General features: G+C 62.2%; 23 protein-coding genes and 1 tRNA gene. 15 read left to right on the plus strand and 9 right to left on the minus strand.

Annotated elements, in window-relative coordinates; genetic code table 11:
* Positions 1-377 precede the first annotated feature (377 nt).
* Both FHT79_RS32505 and FHT79_RS15525 read right to left on the minus strand, forming a co-directional pair.
* Positions 378-659 (minus strand): poly(hydroxyalkanoate) granule-associated protein, encoded by a 282-nt coding sequence (locus FHT79_RS32505; protein ID WP_097543147.1) that lies wholly within the window; start codon positions 657-659, stop codon positions 378-380.
* Positions 660-899: 240 nt separating this feature from the next.
* Positions 900-986 (minus strand) — tRNA-Leu (locus FHT79_RS15525).
* 168 nt (positions 987-1154) lie between these two features.
* Between FHT79_RS15525 and FHT79_RS15530 the strand changes: the two genes are divergently transcribed.
* Positions 1155-1568 carry a BA14K family protein gene (locus FHT79_RS15530; RefSeq protein WP_028757885.1) on the plus strand — a complete coding sequence of 138 codons (414 nt, stop codon included), beginning with the start codon at positions 1155-1157 and terminating at the stop codon, positions 1566-1568.
* Between the two features lie 28 nt (positions 1569-1596).
* On the opposite strand, the gene FHT79_RS15535 is transcribed toward FHT79_RS15530, so the two are convergent.
* On the minus strand, positions 1597-1890 hold the full coding sequence (locus tag FHT79_RS15535) for a SelT/SelW/SelH family protein (protein WP_028756410.1): 294 nt from the start codon (positions 1888-1890) through the stop codon (positions 1597-1599).
* Between the two features lie 130 nt (positions 1891-2020).
* Here FHT79_RS15535 and FHT79_RS15540 point away from each other — a divergent pair, with 130 nt between their 5' ends.
* The 3 genes from FHT79_RS15540 to FHT79_RS15550 all read left to right on the plus strand — a co-directional run bounded on the left by FHT79_RS15540 (position 2021) and on the right by FHT79_RS15550 (position 3857).
* Positions 2021-2758, plus strand: a complete 738-nt coding sequence (locus tag FHT79_RS15540) for a type 1 glutamine amidotransferase (RefSeq protein WP_028757884.1) — start codon at positions 2021-2023, stop codon at positions 2756-2758.
* Between the two features lie 11 nt (positions 2759-2769).
* Positions 2770-3318: a sugar O-acetyltransferase gene (locus FHT79_RS15545; protein ID WP_028757883.1), complete on the plus strand. Its 549-nt coding sequence runs from the start codon at positions 2770-2772 to the stop codon at positions 3316-3318.
* 86 nt (positions 3319-3404) lie between these two features.
* Positions 3405-3857, plus strand: a complete 453-nt coding sequence (locus tag FHT79_RS15550; RefSeq protein WP_028757882.1) for a GFA family protein — start codon at positions 3405-3407, stop codon at positions 3855-3857.
* Positions 3858-4022: 165 nt separating this feature from the next.
* Here the strand turns inward: FHT79_RS15550 and lepA are convergent, their stop codons facing one another.
* Complete coding sequence (gene lepA, locus FHT79_RS15555; RefSeq protein WP_028757881.1) at positions 4023-5855, minus strand: translation elongation factor 4; 1833 nt, start codon at positions 5853-5855, stop codon at positions 4023-4025.
* A gap of 76 nt (positions 5856-5931) precedes the next feature.
* A complete protein-coding gene (tenA, locus tag FHT79_RS15560; RefSeq protein ID WP_028757880.1) occupies positions 5932-6630 on the minus strand; it encodes a thiaminase II in 699 nt (232 codons plus the stop codon).
* 137 nt (positions 6631-6767) lie between these two features.
* Here tenA and FHT79_RS15565 point away from each other — a divergent pair, with 137 nt between their 5' ends.
* Positions 6768-7337 carry an XRE family transcriptional regulator gene (locus tag FHT79_RS15565; protein WP_028757879.1) on the plus strand — a complete coding sequence of 190 codons (570 nt, stop codon included), beginning with the start codon at positions 6768-6770 and terminating at the stop codon, positions 7335-7337.
* Positions 7338-7360: 23 nt separating this feature from the next.
* Positions 7361-7879 (plus strand): GNAT family N-acetyltransferase, encoded by a 519-nt coding sequence (locus FHT79_RS15570; RefSeq protein WP_028757878.1) that lies wholly within the window; start codon positions 7361-7363, stop codon positions 7877-7879.
* Between the two features lie 15 nt (positions 7880-7894).
* Here FHT79_RS15570 and FHT79_RS15575 read toward each other — a convergent pair whose 3' ends face one another.
* Positions 7895-8506, minus strand: a complete 612-nt coding sequence (locus FHT79_RS15575; protein WP_028757877.1) for an HAD-IA family hydrolase — start codon at positions 8504-8506, stop codon at positions 7895-7897.
* A gap of 135 nt (positions 8507-8641) precedes the next feature.
* Here FHT79_RS15575 and FHT79_RS15580 point away from each other — a divergent pair, with 135 nt between their 5' ends.
* From FHT79_RS15580 to FHT79_RS15590, 3 genes are all read left to right on the plus strand, one after another.
* A complete protein-coding gene (locus FHT79_RS15580; protein ID WP_028757876.1) occupies positions 8642-9667 on the plus strand; it encodes a histone deacetylase family protein in 1026 nt (341 codons plus the stop codon).
* A gap of 9 nt (positions 9668-9676) precedes the next feature.
* Positions 9677-10228, plus strand: coding sequence for a recombination regulator RecX (gene recX, locus FHT79_RS15585; RefSeq protein ID WP_028757875.1), 552 nt, complete (start codon positions 9677-9679; stop codon positions 10226-10228).
* 169 nt (positions 10229-10397) lie between these two features.
* On the plus strand, positions 10398-11309 hold the full coding sequence (locus FHT79_RS15590; RefSeq protein ID WP_028757874.1) for an EamA family transporter: 912 nt from the start codon (positions 10398-10400) through the stop codon (positions 11307-11309).
* A gap of 291 nt (positions 11310-11600) precedes the next feature.
* On the opposite strand, the gene FHT79_RS15595 is transcribed toward FHT79_RS15590, so the two are convergent.
* The gene (locus FHT79_RS15595) at positions 11601-12068 is read right to left on the minus strand and encodes a truncated hemoglobin (RefSeq protein ID WP_028757873.1); all 468 of its coding nucleotides are present in this window, start codon (positions 12066-12068) and stop codon (positions 11601-11603) included.
* A 171-nt stretch (positions 12069-12239) separates the two neighbouring features.
* On the opposite strand from FHT79_RS15595, the gene mbfA reads away from it, so the two are divergent.
* Positions 12240-13223: an iron exporter MbfA gene (gene mbfA / locus FHT79_RS15600; RefSeq protein ID WP_028757872.1), complete on the plus strand. Its 984-nt coding sequence runs from the start codon at positions 12240-12242 to the stop codon at positions 13221-13223.
* A 159-nt stretch (positions 13224-13382) separates the two neighbouring features.
* Here mbfA and FHT79_RS15605 read toward each other — a convergent pair whose 3' ends face one another.
* Positions 13383-13982 (minus strand): transglutaminase-like cysteine peptidase, encoded by a 600-nt coding sequence (locus FHT79_RS15605; RefSeq protein WP_028757871.1) that lies wholly within the window; start codon positions 13980-13982, stop codon positions 13383-13385.
* 165 nt (positions 13983-14147) lie between these two features.
* Positions 14148-14987 carry an alpha/beta hydrolase gene (locus tag FHT79_RS15610; RefSeq protein ID WP_028757870.1) on the minus strand — a complete coding sequence of 280 codons (840 nt, stop codon included), beginning with the start codon at positions 14985-14987 and terminating at the stop codon, positions 14148-14150.
* 177 nt (positions 14988-15164) lie between these two features.
* Here FHT79_RS15610 and infC point away from each other — a divergent pair, with 177 nt between their 5' ends.
* The 5 genes from infC (at position 15165) to pheT (ending at position 20359) form a co-directional block, all read left to right on the plus strand.
* The gene (infC, locus tag FHT79_RS15615) at positions 15165-15701 is read left to right on the plus strand and encodes a translation initiation factor IF-3 (RefSeq protein WP_080759946.1); all 537 of its coding nucleotides are present in this window, start codon (positions 15165-15167) and stop codon (positions 15699-15701) included.
* A gap of 327 nt (positions 15702-16028) precedes the next feature.
* Positions 16029-16232, plus strand: a complete 204-nt coding sequence (gene rpmI / locus FHT79_RS15620) for a 50S ribosomal protein L35 (protein WP_003570998.1) — start codon at positions 16029-16031, stop codon at positions 16230-16232.
* A gap of 38 nt (positions 16233-16270) precedes the next feature.
* Entirely contained in the window at positions 16271-16675 is a 405-nt protein-coding gene (gene rplT, locus FHT79_RS15625; RefSeq protein ID WP_027682113.1) for a 50S ribosomal protein L20, read from the plus strand.
* A gap of 149 nt (positions 16676-16824) precedes the next feature.
* Positions 16825-17907, plus strand: coding sequence for a phenylalanine--tRNA ligase subunit alpha (pheS, locus tag FHT79_RS15630; RefSeq protein ID WP_028757868.1), 1083 nt, complete (start codon positions 16825-16827; stop codon positions 17905-17907).
* A 16-nt stretch (positions 17908-17923) separates the two neighbouring features.
* A complete protein-coding gene (pheT, locus tag FHT79_RS15635) occupies positions 17924-20359 on the plus strand; it encodes a phenylalanine--tRNA ligase subunit beta (protein ID WP_028757867.1) in 2436 nt (811 codons plus the stop codon).
* The last annotated feature ends 45 nt before the right edge of the window (positions 20360-20404 follow it).

Below are 20404 nucleotides of genomic sequence, written 5' to 3' on the forward strand. Positions count from 1 at the left end.
AGGCGCAGTTGATCCGAACAGAAGCGGCTGATCCCGATAGGACGGTGCTGGATACCGATGGCCGATGGTTGCCGACAGAGGCTGGCGCCTCGCACCAAGAAAAAATCCCACTTCGGATTCCCGAAATTCCCCCGCTTCGGGATTCCGAAATTCGTCGCATTTTCAGCGGTCTCGCCGTGAGCAAATATTCAATAATTTCAATCCGGCAACCAATTTCGGGATCCCGAAGTGCTCTATAGATAATGGTGGGAGTTCCCATGATCGCGGTGCGAATGTCCTGTCGGGCTTGATGATTTCCGACAGATCAAAAGAGGGCGGTTCGCCCTCGGGTCGCGGAGGTTTCCAGCGCCGGCGCTTCGGGCATCGGCAACATGGGACTAGGCATCTAAACTAAGCTGGAGCGAAGTGTCGTCCGCTTCGACCTTAGGCTTGCGTTTTGTTGCTGCACGGCGCGGCGGCTTGGGGGTTTTCGGTCGAGTGTCGGAGCCGATCTCGCCTGACTCGGGGCTGGGCGGTAGCAGACCCGCCGCAGGTGCGGTAACGGCTGTATCAATGATCGGCGTGAGGGATCGCATTTCAAGGGCCGGCTTGGCGGCTGACACCACGCGGGCCTGTGGAGGCTCAGGGCGGCTGTCAGCGGATGCGGCGTATCGGATCATTGGCAAGACTCCATTCTGTTCGCTTTATGTTCGCATTTGGGGATGAGGGAGTCAATGGAGGGCAGCTCTCCAGAGTGGCAGGATATGCATTCTGGAATTGAGGATTTCGGCGCGTTCTTGGGAGCTATCTAGCGGCCAAGCCCTAAGCGTATCGTGATTGGCCTTTGTGACAAGGCATCACATGCGCAACCTATCTGAAAAGGCTTAACTCCTTGATCTTGGTAGCGATCAAGAATGGAATGGTGCCCAGAAGAGGACTCGAACCTCCACACCCTTTCGGGTACCAGCACCTGAAGCTGGCGCGTCTACCAATTCCGCCATCTGGGCGACGGAGAGCGATGTAAGGGGGCGGCTCCTGACTGTCAACTGGGTTTTTGAAGTTTTCCTGACAGTTGGCGAAAAAGCAGCCGATCACATGCGGGAGAGGGCCGGACAATGGGCATAGCGCTCCGTTTGGTGCGCCCTATATAAAGGAAATACCGAAAGGATTGCATCATGGCCGTTTCTCGCACGTTTCTGCTCGCCGGTCTTTTGGCTGTTCTCGCACCCGCCATCGCCGGGGCCGATTCGCTGAAGCTGGGCAAGCCAGGGGTCGGTCCGCTCAACACCGGCTCCACGCTTTGCGATTTTCGCGGCTGCTTCGGTTTCGGGCCGCAGCAATGGCATCGTCCGGCCTATGTCCAGCCGAATTACCGGCCGAGGGGCGCAGGCCCGACCTATTACCTGCCGGGCGCTGCCGGACGGCCGCAACTGACCTATGATCCGCCGCCGGTGCGCCGCGTGCAGCCGAAGGATCCGAACAAGCATATCGCCTGGTGCACCAACGAATACCGCTCCTACAATCCGAGGACGGATCACTTCCTCACCTATGAGGGTGTCTACAGGGTCTGCCGCTCGCCTTTTCGCTGAGGCCGCTCGCGCTGGCGCCGAGCTCTGCTCAGCTTTCGAGCGAGGCTCGGTCGACGTGGCCGAGATCGCGGCCGGGCTCGACGATGTCGCGGACCCGCTGCTTCAGCTCCTTCGGCCCGGGAAAGCCGCCGTCGCGCTTGCGCTCCCAGATGAGATCGCCGTTGACGCGGATCTCGAAATTGCCGCCGGTGCCGGGGATCAGCGCTACTTCGCCGAGGCTGTCGGAAAAAGTATACAGCAGCTCTTGCGCCATCCAGCTGGCGCGCAGCAGCCAGTTGCACTGGGTACAGTAGAGGATCGAGACACGGGCTTTTTCGGTCATGGCGATTTCCTTTCGTTTGACGAGATTTAAGCTCTGTGGCGCGCATGCGCAATCGCCCCTTACACAAGCGTCTTGCGTGCTGCCCGCCGGCATGATCTCTTCCCGCCGTCGGCCATATCAGGGAAAGTCCATGCGCGTCGCAGTCATCGAAAACATGAGGAATACCGGCCTCGGCGCGCTTGCCCAGGCCCTCGACGAGGCGGGCGCTGACATCGAGTGGTTCCGGGTGTGGCAGGATGGCATCCTGCCGCAGGATGTAGTGGGCCATGATGCGCTGGTCGTTCTCGGCGGCGAGCAGAGCGCGCTGGATGATGAGACACACGCCTATCTGCCGGAGCTCGTTCGGCTTACGCGGCGCTTCGGCGATACCGGCAAGGCGGTGCTCGGCATCTGTCTGGGCAGCCAGATCCTCGCCCGCGCCTATGGCGCGGACAATCATCTGGGAACCGCCCGCGAATTCGGCTGGCATAAGATCGGCGTTACCGCCGAGGGCCGGGCCGATCCGGTGCTGTCTTCGCTGGGCGGCGAGTTCACCATCTTCGAATGGCATGCCGACACGTTTTCCCTGCCCGAGGCGGCGGTCCGTCTTGCCTCGAGCCCCGTCGCCGAAAACCAGGCGTTCCGCATCGGCCGCGCCGTCTATGGCACGCAGTTCCATTTCGAGGCCAATTCAGCGGTCGTCGAACAATGGAAGGCTGAATTCCCCGAGACGATCGCGCGCATCGCCCCCGGCTGGCTGGAGAGCCACGCCGAACTGGCGGCAAGACATGGGCGTGCAGCCGATGCCGCCGGCCTTGCCATTGCGCGCGCCTGGGTCAGCCTGATCGAACCGGCAGAGATCGAGATGCTGTCGCAGGCCTCGGCGTGAGGGGTGATGTCATGCCGGCGAGCGAACGCGAGAAGATGGCGGCAGGTGAATGGTATTGTTGCCTCGATGACGAACTCGATCACTTGCGCCGGCAGGCGCGCTTGGCCGTCCACGCACACAATACAATGCCGCCGGATGAGCGCGGCGCGATGGCGCCGGCCCTGAGGGCGCTGTTTGCGCAGACAGCACCGGATGTCTTCATCGAAGCGCCGTTTCACTGCTCCTACGGCATCAACATCACCCTCGGCGAGCGCGTCTATTTCAATGCCGGCTGCACCATCCTCGATTCCGGCCGGGTGAGGATCGGCGATCGCAGCATGTTCGGCCCCGGCGTGCAGATCTACTGCGCCGAGCACCACAAGGATGCTGCACTTCGTAGCACCGGCATCGAGATCGCCCGGCCGGTCACGATCGGCAACGACGTCTGGATCGGGGGAAGCGCCGTCATCCTCGGCGGCATCACGATCGGCGAGGGCGCGATCGTCGGCGCTGGCGCGGTGGTGACCAGGGATGTGCCGGCCGGCGCCACCGTGGTCGGCAATCCAGCCCGCATCCGGTAGCGCCAGCCCCAAATTCCGCAATGGTCCTGCCATCTCGACAGCGGCGAAAGCTCCGCTAAATCAGAGGGCAAAACGGGAGGAAAATCATGAGCGAACTGAATCTACCCATGCAAGGCGGCTGCCGTTGCGGCCAGGTGCGGCTGAAGATCAGCGCCCCGCCGCTGCTGACCATGGCCTGCCATTGCACGGGCTGCCAGCGGATGACCGCAAGCGCCTATTCGCTGAGCGCCGCCATTCCCAGCGAAGGCTTCGAGGTCACCAAAGGCGAGCCGGTGATCGGCGGCCTGCACGGCGTCACCAAGCATTATTTCTGCCCGCATTGCATGAGCTGGATGTTCACCCGGCCGGAAGGCATGGACTGGTTCGTCAATCTGCGCGCGACCATGCTCGACGACCCCAGCTGGTTCACGCCCTTCATCGAGACATGGACGAGCGAGAAGCTGTCCTTCGCCGAGACCGGCGCAGTGCACAGCTACGCGGCGCTGCCGGAGATGAACGCCTATGAGGGGCTGGTGAAGGAATATATGGGCAGGGGGTGAAGCTCAGAAGCCCTGGAAGAGAAAATCCACGGCGCCGCTGATGGCATCGCTTTTGCCCGATAGACATCGAGGGACAGGTTTGCTGCTTTTCTTGGTCGCTGAGCCACAGCGATCTCCTCAATTTTATGCGCAGATCATATGCGCATAAAATGTCGTTGAGAAGCGTTATTCGTCGCCCATCTTCAGCGCCGCAATAAAGGCTTCCTGCGGGATTTCCACCTTGCCGAACTGGCGCATGCGTTTCTTGCCGGCCTTCTGCTTGTCGAGCAGTTTACGCTTACGGGTGGCGTCGCCGCCGTAGCATTTCGCGGTCACGTCCTTGCGCAGCGCCGAGATCGTCTCGCGGGCAATGACGTTGCCGCCGATCGCCGCCTGGATCGGGATCTTGAACATGTGCTTCGGGATCAGCTCCTTGAGCTTCTCGCACATGTCGCGGCCGCGCTTTTCGGCGGCCGTCCGGTGCACCATCATCGACAGCGCGTCGACCGGCTCGCCGTTGACGAGGATCGACATTTTCACGAGGTTGCCCTCGCGGTGGTCGGTCAGCGCATAGTCGAAAGAGGCATAGCCCTTGGAGATCGACTTCAGCCGGTCGTAGAAATCGAAGACGACTTCGTTGAGCGGCAGGTCGTAGGTCAGCATCGCGCGCGTGCCGACATAGGTGAGCTCGATCTGGATGCCGCGCCGGTCCTGGCAAAGCTTCAGGATGCCGCCGAGATAATCGTCCGGCGTCAGGATCGTCGCGCGGATCCACGGCTCATGGATTTCGGAGATCTTGACGACATCGGGCATGTCGGCCGGATTGTGCAGTTCGCGCTCCGTGCCGTCGGTCATGTACATCTTGTAGACGACGGAGGGTGCGGTGGCGATGAGGTCGAGGTCGAACTCGCGCTCGAGCCGTTCCTGGATGATTTCGAGATGCAGCAGGCCGAGGAAGCCGCAGCGGAAACCGAAGCCGAGGGCGGCCGACGATTCCATTTCGAAGGAGAAGGAGGCGTCGTTGAGGCGAAGCTTGCCCATGGCGGCGCGCAGATCCTCGAAATCGGCGGCATCGACCGGGAACAGGCCGCAGAACACCACCGGCTGCGCCGGCTTGAAGCCCGGCAGCGCTGCGGCCGTCGGCCGCTTGTCCTCGGTGATCGTATCGCCGACGCGGGTATCGGCCACTTCCTTGATCGAGGCGGTGATGAAGCCGATCTCGCCGGGGCCGAGGCTGTCGACAGTGACCATCTTCGGTGTCAGCACGCCGACGCGCTCCACCTGGTATTTTGCATCGGTGCCCATCATCCGCACCGTCTGGCCCTTGGTCAGCACGCCGTCGATGATGCGCACGAGAACCATGACGCCGAGATAGGTATCGTACCAGCTGTCGACGAGCAGCGCCTTCAGCGGCGCCTTGTCGCCGCCTGGGCTCTTCGGCGCCGGCAGTTTGTGGACGATCGCTTCCAGCACATCGGGAATGCCGAGGCCGGTCTTGGCCGAAATCAATACCGCCTCCGAGGCGTCGATGCCGATCACTTCCTCGATCTGTTCCTTGATGCGGTCGGGTTCGGCGGCCGGCAGGTCGATCTTGTTGAGGACGGTGACGATCTCGTGGTTGTTGTCGATCGCCTGATAGACATTGGCGAGCGTCTGCGCTTCGACGCCCTGGCTGGCGTCGACGACGAGCAGCGAACCCTCGCAGGCCGACAGCGACCGCGAGACTTCATAGGCGAAGTCGACGTGGCCGGGCGTGTCGATCAGGTTGAGAATGTATTTCTCGCCATTGTTTGCCTGGTAGTGCAGGCGCACGGTCTGGGCCTTGATGGTGATGCCGCGCTCGCGCTCGATATCCATATTGTCGAGCACCTGCTCGGACATTTCGCGCTCGGCAAGCCCGCCCGTCGTCTGGATCAGGCGGTCGGCCAGCGTCGATTTGCCGTGGTCGATATGGGCCACGATCGAAAAGTTGCGGATATGGGAAAGCGGAGTGGTCGAATTGGTGCTCATGCGCGCCATATAGCAGCGCCGCCCCTTGCCGCAAAGCGGTAATTAGCCCGCTGTTTACGCTATTTTGCAGCTTATCGGACGCGCGTCAGACCGGCCACGTCTCCAGCCGCCAGGCCGAATCCCAGAACATCCATTCATATTGCGAGGCGCGCACGAAGACATCGGTCATCTGGGCACGCTCCACCGGCGATGCGGCGCGGGCGGCGATGTCGGTCAGCGCGATCACTTCACGGGCGCCGGCGGCAAATTGCGGATCGCCATAGGTGTTGATCCAGGCCTGGAAGGCATTGCCCTCGATAGCAGGCCGGTTCTTGATTGCTTCGCCAACGTGCCAGTAGATCCAGAAGCAGGGGAGTATGGAGGAAAGCGCAACCGCGTAGGAACTGTGATAGGCGGTGGCAAGCAGGAAGTTGGTATAGGCAAAGCCGGCAGGCGAGGGTTCTGCGGCTGAAACATCCGCCGACGTGATGCCGAACTGGGTGAGGAAGCCGGCATGCAGGCCCTGCTCGACGGTGATGGCCTTCTGCGCCGAACCGAGGAAGCGCAGCACCTGCACATTGTCGGGCGCCTTGGCCGCAACGATGGCGAGGCATCGCGCATAATGCTTCAGGTAGAGCGCATCTTGAAGGATATAGTGCCGGAAGACCTCCGGCGGCAGCGTGCCGTCCGAAAGGCGCAGCAGCAGCGGCAAGGCCTCGATTTCAGCCATAACAGGGGCGATCCTGTCCCAGGCGGCAGCTGTGAAGCTTCCCGTCAGGTCCGTGCTCTGCGTGCTGGCGTCCATCATTGCCTCCTACCTCGATTACGCCGTCATATATCGACGCTGCCGTGGTGAAAGCAAGGCGGGTTTCGCCGCGCGAGGAGACTTGATTCCATCATCGGATAATGTATTTCTCTTATAGTAGAATCATGGATTGAGAGATGGAACCGGAACTCGAACAGGCGATCGGCATCCGCATCCGCACGCTGCGGGTCAAAAAAGGTCTGACGCTGGATGATCTTGCCGCGGCCTCCGGGGTCAGCCGCGCAATGATCTCGCGCATCGAGCGGGCGGAGGCGAGCCCGACCGCTTCGCTGCTGGCAAGGATCTGTGCGGCGCTCGGCCTGTCGCTGTCGGCCTTCTTCGCGGAGGAGGGACAGCAGGCCTCGCCGCTCGCCCGCCGGCAGGAGCAGCAGGTCTGGCGCGACCCGGAGACCGGTTATATCAGACGGTCTGTTTCACCCCCGGGCACCGCCTCCGATGTCGATATCGTCGAGGTCGAATTCCCCGCTGGCGCGCGTGTCAGCTTTCCCCCGCATGCCGCCTCCCACGGCATGACGCAGCATATCTGGTTGTTCGATGGCGAGCTGGAAATGACGGCGGGTGAAACGGTCTACCGGCTGCGGCCGGGCGATTGCCTCTTCATGCCGGTCGGCGAGGGTCACATCTTCCACAATCCCGGCAACGCGCCGGCGCGTTATTGCGTCGTGCTCGATCGCGGCGGCCGATAACAGCATTTATTCAGGAGAGCAGCATGCCCGATATTCGTACCCTTTCCGCCGACGAGGCCCGGGCCGCCGTGCCGGCGCTGTCGCAGGTGCTGGCCGATTGCGTCGCAGGCGGCGCCTCCGTCGGCTTCATGCAGCCCTATGGGCCTGAAGATGCCGAGCCCTATTGGCGCGATGTCGCCGATGCCGTCGCCTCCGGAGGCAACCTGTTGCTGGTCGCCGAACTCGACGGCAGGATCGTCGGGACCGTGCAGGTGGGCGCCGCGCAGATGCCGAACCAGCCGCATCGCGGTGATCTGAAGAAGCTGCTGGTGCATCGCTCCGCCCGCGGCAAGGGCCTCGCCCGGCTGCTGATGGATGCCGCCGAGCGCGAGGCGGCCAAGCGTGGCAAGACCCTGCTCGTCCTCGATACGGCAACCGGCAGCGATGCCGAGGCGATCTATCCGCGCCTGGGCTGGCAGCGTGTCGGCGTCATTCCCGATTATGCGCTGTGGCCGGAAGGCGGCTTCTGCGCCACCACCCTGTTCTACAAGCGGCTTGCCTGATTGCGCCGGCCTCGCTCAGGCCGGCCTGGCGAAGACGGGAAGCGCGCCGCCAAGCGTCGCGCCCGCCGTCCATTGCGCAGCATTCCAGCCGAACAGCCGCGCCGCTTCGATATTTTCGGCCATATCGTCGATGAAGGCGATTTGGCCGGGCGCCACGCCGGCGCGTTCGGTCGCCAGCCGGAAGAAGTCGGGCGAAGGCTTGCTGTGCCCGAGTGCTGCGGAATAGATGATGTCGTCGAAATGCGCGTTAAGGCCGGCCTGCTCCATCAGGTAGCGCGCCCGCCTATGCTCCTGGTTGGTCGCCAGGAAAAGGGTGATGCCGCTTTGCCGGAGGATAGCGAGCTCTTCCAGCAGATTGCGGTCGAGGCGGGAATCGTTTTCGAACCAATAGTCGATCAGCGTTTCGGCGCTGAGATGCGGCGCGATCTTTGCGAGAACGCCGGCGAGCCTGGGTTCCAGCGCCGCGCGGCCGACAATGATCTCACGCCAGTGGGTCTGAAAGAATTCCTGCTGCAGCAGGTCGACACGCAGGCCGAGATCGCGCTCCAGATAGGTGAAGTGCGGCAGCCCGTCGGTCGGTCGACCATGAATGAGCACGCCGTCGACATCGACCATCAGCACTTTCATGCGGAAAATTTCCTCGTTCTCAAAACACCGGCGAAGGTGGCGTCATATAGCTTGACGATCAAGAGCGCCGTTCCGCTTTTTTGTCGCGGCCGAGCCGTGTAAGTCTCGATTGTCAATCAAGGGGCAGGATCTGAAATGCGCGTCATCTATTCCGAAGACCACAAGCTGCGCGATGCCAAAACGGAACTGCATGCCGGCCAACTGGTGACGCCCTTCGAGGCGCCGTTCCGTGCCGAATGGATCCTGGCGGCGGTCAAGGAGGCGGGCTTTACCGACGTGGTGGCGCCCGATGCGCACGGGTTGGAAACGGCGCTGAAGGTGCATAATCCCGCCTATCTGGATTTTCTCGCCAGCGTCTGGGATCGCTGGGTGGCCGCCGGCTTCACCGGCGAGGCGATCGCCAATTCCTTTCCCGTTCGCCGCACCAGCCAGCGCGTGCCCGACAATATCGTTGGCGCGATCGGCCACTATGCCAATGCCGCCGACACCTCGATCACCAAGGGTTCCTACGAGGCGGCGATCGCCTCCATGCGCTGTGCCGTCACCGGCGCCGACTGGCTGGCTGAGGGCAATCGTTTCGCCTTTTCGCTCTGCCGCCCACCCGGCCACCATGCCGGCATCGATCTCTTCGGCGGCTACTGCTTCATCAACAATGCCGGCGTCGCCGCACAGCGGCTGCGCGACCATGGTGCGTCGAAGGTCGCGGTGCTGGATGTCGATTTCCATCATGGCAACGGCACCCAGGATCTCTTCTATCACAGAGGCGATGTCTTCACCGCCTCGCTGCATGGCGATCCCATGCATGCCTTTCCCTATTTCCTCGGCCATGCCGACGAGGAAGGCGAGGGGGAGGGCGTTGGTGCCAACCGCAACTATCCAATGCCACCGGGCACGCCCTTTGATGTCTGGTCTTCGGCGCTAAACGATGCGCTGGCGCGGGTCAAAGACTTCGGCGCCGAGGCGATCGTCGTGGCGCTCGGGGTCGATACCTTCGAGCGCGATCCGATCTCCTTTTTCAGCCTGACCTCCGATGATTTCACCCGCATGGGCGCGATGATATCAGCCGCCGGCCTGCCGGTGCTGGCCTGCATGGAGGGCGGTTACGGCGTGCCGGAAATCGGCCTCAACGTCGCCAACGTCCTCAAGGGTCTGGAAGCCTGATTACTGCCGATGACTGACGCGACTGTTCCCTCCGACATCCCGACACCCCGCATGCTGAGCTGGGCGCGCAATTCCGCCATCTATCGCCTGGAGCGGCGGATGATGACGGAAAAGCAGCTGTTTGACGCCATCACCCGCAAGGCGAAGGAGAAATTCGAAGATATCAGCGCGGCGCAACTCAAGGCCGTTGCCGATTTCGCCGTCAAATTTGCCTATGACAACAAGGTGCTCGACGATAGCGCCTATGCGGAGATCAGCACCCGCTCTGCCGTGCGCGGCGGCAAATCGAAACGCGCGATCGCCCAGAAACTTGCCGTCAAGGGCGTCTCCAGCGACAAGGTCGAGGCAGCACTTGAGCAGGCCGACGATCTCTATGCGGCCGCGATATTTGCCCGCAAACGCGCCTTCGGCCCTTTCCGCCGGGTCGAGCTCGACGACAAGCGAAAGGCCAAAGAGCTTTCGGCCTTCGCCCGCAACGGCTTCAGCTTCGACATCGGCAAGAAGGTCTTCGACATGAGCTTCGAAGACGCCGAAGAAGTCATCCTTGCTGGCCGCCGGTGATATTGCATCACCATCGGCGATCGCCTGGTTAAATGGTGAACTCGATCTCCCGCATCACCTGTCGATTCCTGGCATTCCCCAGCATCAGCGCTCTTGATCCCGGCATGAAAAGTTTGAATTTGGTTCTCCCCCGTCTTCGGCTTAGAACCGCGCCAGGATCGGGGGCCACATGGACATCAAGACTATCGAGACCGGGACGGATGGCGCAGCTTTGATGCCGCAGCCGGGTATGGCGTCGTCTTCGGGCGGCCTGGCGGCCGGTGTCGCGATGTGCCTGATGTCGATGTCTTCGATCCAGTTCGGTGCGGCGCTGTCGTCCCCGGCCATTGCGACCTATGGCGTCGCCGGCGCCACCTGGCTGCGGCTTGCTTTCGCGGCGATCATCCTGGCCGTCGTCGTCAGGCCTTCACTCCTGCGTTATAGCGGCGCCCAGTGGCGGGCGACCCTGCTGCTCGGCACGACGACCGCCGCCATGACGCTGTGTTTCTTTGCGGCGATCCAGCGGCTGCCGCTCGGCCTGGCGATCGCCATCGATTTCCTCGGGCCGCTCTCGGTCGCCGTCTTCGGCTACGGCCTGACCTGGCGCCTGCTCTGGCCGTTGATTGCTGCGGCCGGCATCCTCTTCCTCGCCCATGACGGTCAAGGCTGGGTCGGCAATCTCCCTGGCGTCCTCTTCGCTCTCGGCTCGGCTGTGGGATGGGCGGTCTATATCCTGCTGACGAAGAAGGTCGGGGCTGCCTTCAAGGGGCTGGAAGGCCTGTCGATGTCGCTGATCGTTGCCGGCCTCGTCGCAACCCCCTTCGGCCTTGCCGAGACAGGCGGCGCCTTCACGTTGAAGGGGCTGGCGGAGGTTCTCGGCCTCGCCATCCTCGTACCGCTCCTGCCCTATGCGCTGGAGATGGTGGCGCTGCGGCGCATGCCGTCGGCCTCCTTCGGCATCCTGATGAGCCTCGAACCGGCGCTCGGCGCGCTTGCCGGCTTTCTGATCCTGGCCCAGCCGATGACCGCGCTGCAGATGCTGGGTACCGCGCTCGTGGTGGCGGCCAGCGCCGGCGCCACTGCCTCGGCGGCGAAAACTTAGAATGAAGACTTAGAGCCTTTCCGGATTAGATTGAAGCATTCTGCCGGAGCAGGTTTTCGTCAGGGCAGAGGCGATTGGCGAAGGGCATACCTCTTTGTACGGTCGAGCCGATCGCCTCTGCCCTGGCGCAAAGATGCCCGGCCCTTCGGGTTGGCTGAAACGGGCCGGCTGATCGACCGGCCGGCTTGGCCGTAGAGCTGGGCTACGACGCGCGCCGGCCGGTCGACCATCCGACTCCGTTTGAGCCAACAGAATGCTGCAATCTAACCCGGAAAGGCTCTAGAATATAGATCAGGCGGGTGTGCGCTTGGGATCGTCGAGCGCGGGATTGTAGAACAGCGAAAGCGTCAGGCTCTTGGCGATCCGCTCCGCCGTCGCCATGAACCAGGCCTTGGCCTCCGGCGATGGAGCGATGTCGTCCAGCGTTGCGGCAAACAGCGACAGCCATTTCGGAAAGAGCTCCGGCGTCAGGTTTGCAACACCTGTATGCGCCTGCACCGGCTTGCCGCCATAGGCGCCGCTGCGGAAGGCGACGGCCGACCAGAAGCTCTTCATCTTCGCCATATGCTGCGGCCACCGGCCGGATAGCCTGGCGTCGAACACCGGGCCGAGATCGGGATGCGCCAGCACGCGGGCGTAGAAAGTCTCGACCAGCCTGTCGATGAAGGCCTCGTCGACGCCCATTTCCCGCATTTCGGCCTCCGCCCTTTCGCGGATCGCCGCGATATGGGCGGGGCGGCCCTGAATGTCATTGTCCATTCGAAAACCCCGGCGCCGCGTGATGCGGCAGCCCTCATATAGGTGTTTATCGCAACGAGCCAAAGTCGTCCGTGCCCGCTTGCGGCAATCTGTCAGCATTCTTCCCCGCGCCCTTGACCGTCATCGCCTGCTTCTTTAGATTTAGAATAATTCTAAATTTTGGAGAAAGTCATGCTGGCGCGGTTTTTCAGATCCTCGAAACGATCTTTCGAATCACTGTCCGAGCAGGAGATCCTTGCCCTCGGGATTGCCTCCGAGGAAGACGATGCCCGCATCTATCTCGCCTATGCCGACAGGTTGCGTCGCGAATTTCCGGCTTCGGCCAAAGTCTTCGAGGATATGGCCGAGGTCGAGGATACGCATCGCAAGTCGCTCATCGAAATCCATCGCCAGCGTTTCGGCGAGCGCATTCCGCTGATCCGGCGCGAACATGTGCAGGGCTTCTACGAGCGCAAGCCCGACTGGCTCCGGGCAAATCTTTCGCTGGACGCGATGCGGCAGGAATCCGAGGCGATGGAGGAGCAGGCCTATCGTTTCTATGTCGAGGCGGCAAAGCGGACCTCGGACGCCTCGACGCGTGAGCTTCTCGGCGATCTCGCCCTTGCCGAACAGGGGCATGAAGATATCGCCCGCATGCTGGGCGACAAACATACGCCTGAAGACGTCAAGCGCGGCGAGGACGAGACCGTGCATCGGCAATTCGTGCTGACCTATGTGCAGCCGGGTCTTGCCGGGTTGATGGATGGTTCGGTCTCGACGCTGGCGCCGATCTTCGCCGCCGCCTTTGCCACGCAGGATACCTGGCAGACCTTTCTCGTCGGCCTGTCGGCCTCCGTCGGCGCCGGTATCTCGATGGGCTTCACCGAAGCCGCCCATGACGACGGCAAGATTTCCGGCAGAGGCTCGCCGGTCAAACGCGGCCTTGCCTGTGGCATCATGACCGCGCTCGGCGGCCTCGGCCACGCGCTGCCCTATCTGATCCCGCATTTCTGGACGGCGACGATCACCGCCGCCATCATCGTCTTCTTCGAACTCTGGGCCATCGCCTTCATCCAGAACCGCTACATGGAAACCCCCTTCCTGCGCGCCGCCTTCCAGGTGGTGCTCGGCGGCGGTTTAGTGCTCGGCGCGGGGATATTGATTGGCAACGGGTGAGTTGCGATCGGCGAAGCCGAGCAATCGATTCAGCGAATCGATCGCAGCGACGAACGCCCTGAGCCCAAAGCGAAGGGCCGGGAGACGGTGTGGCATCCCAAACCAACAAAACGAAAAAGGCCGGCAAACCGCCGGCCTTTCCATATTCTCTGTTGACCCTTAGCGCAGCGCGCCGACCAGAACGTCGCGGCCGTTCTCGATGGTGACCCAGCGGCCGGAATTGTAGCTCGACTGGCGCTTGACGAAGGAATAGGGCGTGCCGAACCACGGCTTGACTTCGGAGGCGAGGTTGTCGAGCACGAAATCGCCCTCGGCGGTGCGCAGCGTCAGCACGGCATGGCCCTCACCATCCGGCTTGCGCACGACGGTCATCAGCAGGTCGGCGGCTGAAAAGCCGCGCTGGATCAGCATGCGACGCTTCAGCAGCGCGAAATCCTCGCAGTCGCCGGCGGTGGTCGGATAGGCCCAAACTTCGTCCTTGCCGTAGATTTCCTTGTCGGTCATCGGCGTGATCGTGCGGTTTACCGTGGCGTTGACCGAACGCACCAGCGACCACTTTGCCGGGGTCATTTCAACCGGGCCGGCGTTGCGGTTTGCGCCGCATTCATTGCGGTGGATCTGACAGAAATCATAGTGCCCGATGGGCTGTGAAGTGGCATTGCCCGTTACCATTGAAGCATTTCTGCTTGGGGCCGGTATGGCGGCCGTTGCCATCGCAAATACGGCCATCATGGCCACAAAGACACCCTTGATCCGCACGCCCGCTCTTTCCTTGCATCGCCCCTTATTTATTAACAAAGTGTTAATGGAGAGGGCCGGAAAGAGTCAATCGTTACTTATTGGGAGGACCTTGCGACCCGCCGACATGGTTAAAATGCAACGGGTTGGGAACCTGTATCAGGCGAATTTATACGCCGATGCCATTCAGGCGGGCATCTGCCTATTTGTTGATGAACGGATGATGCCTTTGACGGCGCTCAAGAGAAGCGCGATATCGCCGGGGCGCGACAGGCGGTGGTCGCCGTCGCGGATGAAGGTCAGCACCACGTCGTCGGCGGGAAGGTGTTCGACCAGTTTCATCGCATGTGCATGCGGCACGTCGGGGTCCTTCATGCCCTGGAGGATGTGCACCGGGCAGCCTGTCTCGATGATGCCGTCGAGCACCCGGTTTGCGCGGCCGTCCTCGATCAGCGCCCTGGTATAGATGTTCGGTTCCGGGCTGTATGGCGAACGCTCTTCGAAATAGCCGCGCTCGGCCAGCGACTTGCGCTCCTTGGCCTTGAGGTTCGGCTCGATCAGCTCGGAGGTGAAATCGGGTGCGGGTGCGATCAGCACCATGCCTGCAAGCTTTGGGCCCTCGAGCTTCGGGCCGCCTTGCCGCGCAAGCTCCTGCGCCAGCCTGAGCGCGATCCAGCCGCCCATCGAGGAGCCGACGAGGATCACCCGATCGGGGGCGATATGGTGGATGACGGCAAGCGCCTCCTCCAGCCAGCGCGAGATCGTGCCGTCGCCGAAGCTGCCGCCGGAAAGTCCGTGGCCGGAATAGTCGAGGCGGATGCAGGCGACGCCCAGTTCCGCCGCCAGCCCGTCGAGTTCCACCGCCTTGGTGCCGCTCATGTCGGAGCGGTAGCCGGACAGCCAGACGAGCGTCGGCGCGCCATTGCCGGCCTGCGCCGGGCGGGCGATCATGGCGATCTCACGCGCTGCTTCGCCCTCGCCGACCGTCAAGAACTGCGGCTGGGCATCGGGCATCTGATCGGACATCGGCGAAACTCCTATTGTTTTGGCCTATAAAACAGATTCTTGGCAGGCTGACAGCGGGTGATTTTTCCGCTAAAGGATGATATTGACTCCGTTGCAGCGATGACGCGACACGTTTGTGCACCCTGATTGGGAGCGCGATGCTGCAACGTTCCGAAACAACGCGAGGAGAATACGACCATTCGCAGACCTTTTAAAACCGACGCGCCCGTGAAGGACGGACCGCGCTCGAACCGTGAAATCCGCATTCCCAAAGTTCAGCTGATCGCGGCTGACGGACAGAATATGGGCGTCGTGCCTACCGACCAGGCCTTGAAGATGGCGGAAGAAGCCGGCCTCGATCTCGTCGAAATTTCCCCCAATGCCGAACCGCCGGTGTGCAAGATCCTCGATCTGGGCAAGCTGAAATATGCCAACCAGAAGAAGGCTGCCGAGGCGCGCAAGAAGCAGAAGATCGTCGAAGTCAAAGAAATCAAGATGCGCCCGAACATCGACACCCATGATTATGAGGTGAAGATGAAGGCGATGGGTCGCTTCTTCGATGAAGGCGACAAGGTCAAGGTGACGCTGAAGTTCCGCGGCCGTGAAATGGCCCACCAGGAACTCGGCATGAAGCTTCTGCAGCAGGTCAAGGCCGATACGATCGAGTTCGCCAAGGTCGAAGCCGAGCCCAAGCTCGAAGGCCGTCAGATGATGATGGTGCTGGCGCCGAAGTAAGCGCCAGGCACTTTTTCGCCCAAGGCCGTCCGCAAGGGCGGCTTTTGTGCTTTCTGCCCTTATTGCTTCAAGAAGGGTGTTTTCGGAGGTTGCGAAGATTCCTCCGCGGCCCCGTTGCACTTTCAGGACGCTGCGGTTATAAGCGCGCGTCCGAACTGACCGGCAGGGCATGCCGTGGCAGTTTCGAATGCTTGCGGAACGGTTCGTCGCCGATGCCGCGGATCAACAACAAACGCTCCCGCACCTTGTTGCGACGGCCGGAGAACCGGACTTCGCGAGAAGGGCTTTTTTGATAAAGCGCGCAGGGAGGACAGAAGGAGTAGCAAAATGCCCAAGATGAAGACGAAGTCCTCTGCCAAAAAGCGGTTCAAGATCACCGCGACCGGCAAGGTCAAGGCTGCCGCTGCCGGCAAGCGCCATGGCATGATCAAGCGTACCAACAAGTTCATTCGCGATGCACGTGGCACCATGGTTCTCGCAGAACCGGATGGCCGCAAGGTTATCAAGAATTACCTGCCGAACGGTCTCTGAGACTCGTCCGCGAACGCTAGATTTAAGGAGATCATGATATGGCACGTGTAAAAAGAGGCGTCACCTCTCACGCCAAGCACAAGAAGGTTCTGAAGGCCGCAAAGGGCTTTTACGGCCGCCGCAAGAACACCATCCGTACCGCCAAGGCCGCTGTCGACCGTTCGAAGCAGTACGCCTACCGCGACCGCAAGGTCAACAAGCGCAACTTCCGTGCGCTTTGGATCCAGCGCATCAACGCCGCTGTGCGCGAATTCGGCCTGACCTACGGCCGCTTCATCGACGGCCTGAACAAGGCTGGCATCGAAGTCGACCGCAAGGTTCTCTCCGACATGGCGATCCACGAGCCGGAAGCATTCGGCGCGTTGGTCAACGCTGCCAAGAAGGCTCTTGAGTATCTCAAGGAAGCCGGCACGGCGAACGAGTTTGAAGGCGCGGTCAAGTAACCAGCGCTTCCCAAGCTTTGAATTTTTGATTTTGGGAAACCCGCGCTGGTTTGGGCTAGCGCGGGTTTTTCTTTCTTTATATTCCTGGCGCCGGCCGGCGCCGCCTGCCTCCCGATCGCCCGCCTGATACTGGACGGAAAGAAGTGACAATGTCAGATATCGACCAGCTCAACGCATCGCTGCTCGCCGAAATCGCCGCCGCCAATGACGAGACGGCGCTCGAAGCCGTGCGCGTTTCCGCCCTCGGCAAGAAGGGCTCGATCTCCGAACTCCTGAAGACGCTCGGCGCCATGACGCCGGAAGAGCGCCAGACCAAGGGCGCGGCGATCAACGTTCTGAAGAATGCGGTGACCGAGGCGCTCGCCGCCCGCAAGACAACGCTCAAGCAAGCGGCGATCAATGCCCGGCTGAAGGCCGAGACGGTCGACGTCAGCCTGCCGGTGCGCTCTTCGCCGGCCGAACGCGGCCGCATCCATCCGATCAGCCAGATCGTCGACGAGATCACCGCGATTTTCGCCGACATGGGCTTCTCGATCGCCGAAGGTCCCGACATCGAGACCGATTATTACAATTTTACCGCGCTGAATTTTCCCGAAGGCCATCCGGCCCGCGAGATGCACGACACCTTCTTCTTCAACCCGGATGAGAATGGCGAGCGCAAGGTGCTGCGCACCCATACCTCGCCGGTGCAGGTGCGCACCATGGAGACGCAGAAGCCGCCGATCCGCATCATCATTCCTGGCAAGACCTATCGCCAGGACAGCGATGCCACGCATTCGCCGATGTTCCATCAGGTCGAGGGCCTGGTCATCGACAAGAAGGCCAATGTCGCCAATATCCGCTGGGTGCTCGAGGAATTCTGCAAGACCTTCTTCGAGGTCGACAGCGTGACGATGCGTTTCCGCCCGTCCTTCTTCCCGTTCACCGAGCCATCCTTCGAGGTGGATATCCAGTGCGACCGTTCCGGCCCGATCGTCAAATTCGGCGAAGGCACCGACTGGATGGAGATCCTCGGCTGCGGCATGGTCCACCCGAACGTGCTGCGTTACGGCGGCCTCGATCCGGACGAATATCAGGGTTTTGCCTGGGGCATGGGCCTCGACCGCATCGCCATGCTGAAATACGGCATGCCCGACCTGCGCGACTTCTTCAACGCCGACGTCCGCTGGATGACGCATTACGGCTTCCGCCCGCTCGACATGCCGACGCTGTTCGGCGGCCTCAGCGCTTGAACGGAGAATTGGGACGATGAAATTCACGCTCTCCTGGCTGAAAGAGCATCTGGAAACGGATGCCGGCCTCGATGAAATCTGCACGCGCCTCACCGAAATCGGGCTGGAGGTCGAGGATGTCGACGACAAGGCGGCGTTCAAGCCCTTCGTCATCGCCAGAGTTGTCTCGGCGGAAAAACATCCGCAGGCCGATCGCCTGAAGGTGCTAATGGTCGACACCGGTTCCGGCGCGCCGGTGCAGGTCGTCTGCGGCGCGCCGAATGCGCGCGCCGGTCTCCTCGGCGCCTTCGCAGCACCCGGAACCTATGTTCCCGGCATCGATGTGACGCTCGCCGTCGGCAATATCCGCGGCGTCGAAAGCCGTGGCATGATGTGCTCCGAAAAGGAACTGCAGATTTCCGACAGTCACGATGGCATCATCGATCTGCCCGAGGATGCGCCGGTCGGTCAGAGCTATGCGGCTTATGCCCATCTCGACGATCCGGTCATCGAGATCAACCTGACGCCCAACCGGCCGGATTGCACCTCGATCCACGGCATCGCCCGCGATCTTGCCGCTTCCGGCCTCGGCACGTTGAAGACGCGGCCCGCACCGTCCTTCGCCGTCGAAGGCGAGACGCCGGTGAAGCTGACGCTCGATCTCGACGATCCCAAGCTTTGCCCGGGCTTTGCGCTGCGCCTGGTGCGCGGCGTCAGGAATGGCCCCAGCCCGCGCTGGATGCAGCAGCGGCTGATTGCCATCGGGCTGCGGCCGATCAACGCGCTTGTTGATGTCACCAATTACATGACCTTCGATCAGGGCCGGCCGATCCACGTCTTCGATGCCGCCAAGATCAACGGCAACCTGACCGTCCGCCGCGCTGCCGACGGCGAGACGGTGCTGGCGCTCGACCAGCGCGAATACAAGCTCTCGCCGAACAACGTCGTCATCTCCGATGACGATGGCATCGAATCGATCGGCGGCATCATGGGTGGTGAACATTCCGGCTGCGACGAAAACACCGTCGACGTGCTGATCGAATCCGCCCTCTGGGACCCGATGAACATCGCCAAATCAGGCCGCAGCCTCGGCATCATCACCGATGCCCGCTACCGCTTCGAACGCGGCGTCGATCCGGAATATATGGTCCCCGGTCTCGAACGCACGACGGAATTGGTGCTGGAGCTGTGCGGCGGCACGGCTGCCAAGGCCGAGGTCGTCGGTTACGAGGGTTACCAGCCGAAGATCGTCGATTTCCCCTATTCCGAGGTCAAGCGCCTGACGGGCCTCGACGTTTCGAATGAGGAAAGCGACACGATCCTCACCCGCCTTGGTTTCAAGGTTCTTGGGAATAGCGATATCGGCTCTTCGTCTGTCCGAGTCGCCGTTCCGTCCTGGCGTCCCGATGTCGACGGCAAGGCCGATCTCGTCGAGGAGGTCATGCGCATTCACGGCGTCGACAATATCAAGCCGGCGCCGCTCGAAAGCCATGCGGCCGTCAACGGCAAGATCCTGACGACGCTGCAGATCCGCACTCGCCTCGCCAAGCGGGCGCTGGCGGCGCGCGGCATGCTCGAAGCCGTCACCTGGTCCTTCATTCCGGAAGACCAGGCCAAGCTGTTCGGCGGCGGTTCGCCTGCCCTCAAGCTTGCCAACCCGATCGCTGCCGAAATGTCGGATATGCGTCCCTCGCTGCTGCCGGGCCTCTTGACCGCTGCCCAGCGCAATGCCGACAAGGGTTATGCCGACGTCGCCCTGTTCGAGGTCTCCGGCACGTATGAGAACGACAGGCCGGACGGCCAGCGCCGGGTGGCCGGCGGCATCCGCCGCGGCACGGCCTCGCTTGCCGGCGCAGGCCGCGCCTGGTCGAACGCCGCCAAGGGCGGCGGCAAGCCGGTCGACGTCTTCGACGCCAAGGCCGACGCGCTCGCCGTCATCGAAGCCTGCGGCCTGCCGATGGGCAATATCCAGATCGAGCAGGGCGGGCCGGAATGGTATCATCCGGGCCGCTCCGGCACGATCAAGATGGGGCCGAAGGTCGTGCTCGGCTATTTCGGCGAATTCCATCCGCTGACGCTGGAAGCGCTCGATGTCTCCGGCGCGCTCTGCGGCTTCGAAGTCTATGTCGACGCCATGCCGGACGCCAAGCGCAAGGCGACGCGCACCAAGCCGGCGCTCGAACTGTCGCCCTTCCAGGTGGTGCGGCGCGACTTCGCCTTCGTCGTCGACAAGACTGTTGAAGCCGGCGCCATCGTCAAGGCGGCCACCGGCGCCGACCGCAAGCTGGTGACCGGCGTCAATGTCTTCGACATTTTCGAGGGCGCATCGGTCGGCGACGGCAAGAAGTCGGTGGCGATCGAGGTTCAGATCCAGCCGGTCGAGCGCACGCTGACGGATGAGGATTTCGAGGCGCTGACGCAGAAGATCGTCGCCAGCGTCACGAAATTCACCGGCGGCGTGCTCAGAAGCTGAGCTTTACAGCCTTCGACAAAAGACAATGGACCGGTCGCGATAGCG

This window comes from Rhizobium sp. BK212 (assembly GCF_014197475.1).
Taxonomy (GTDB): Bacteria; Pseudomonadota; Alphaproteobacteria; order Rhizobiales; family Rhizobiaceae; genus Rhizobium; species Rhizobium anhuiense.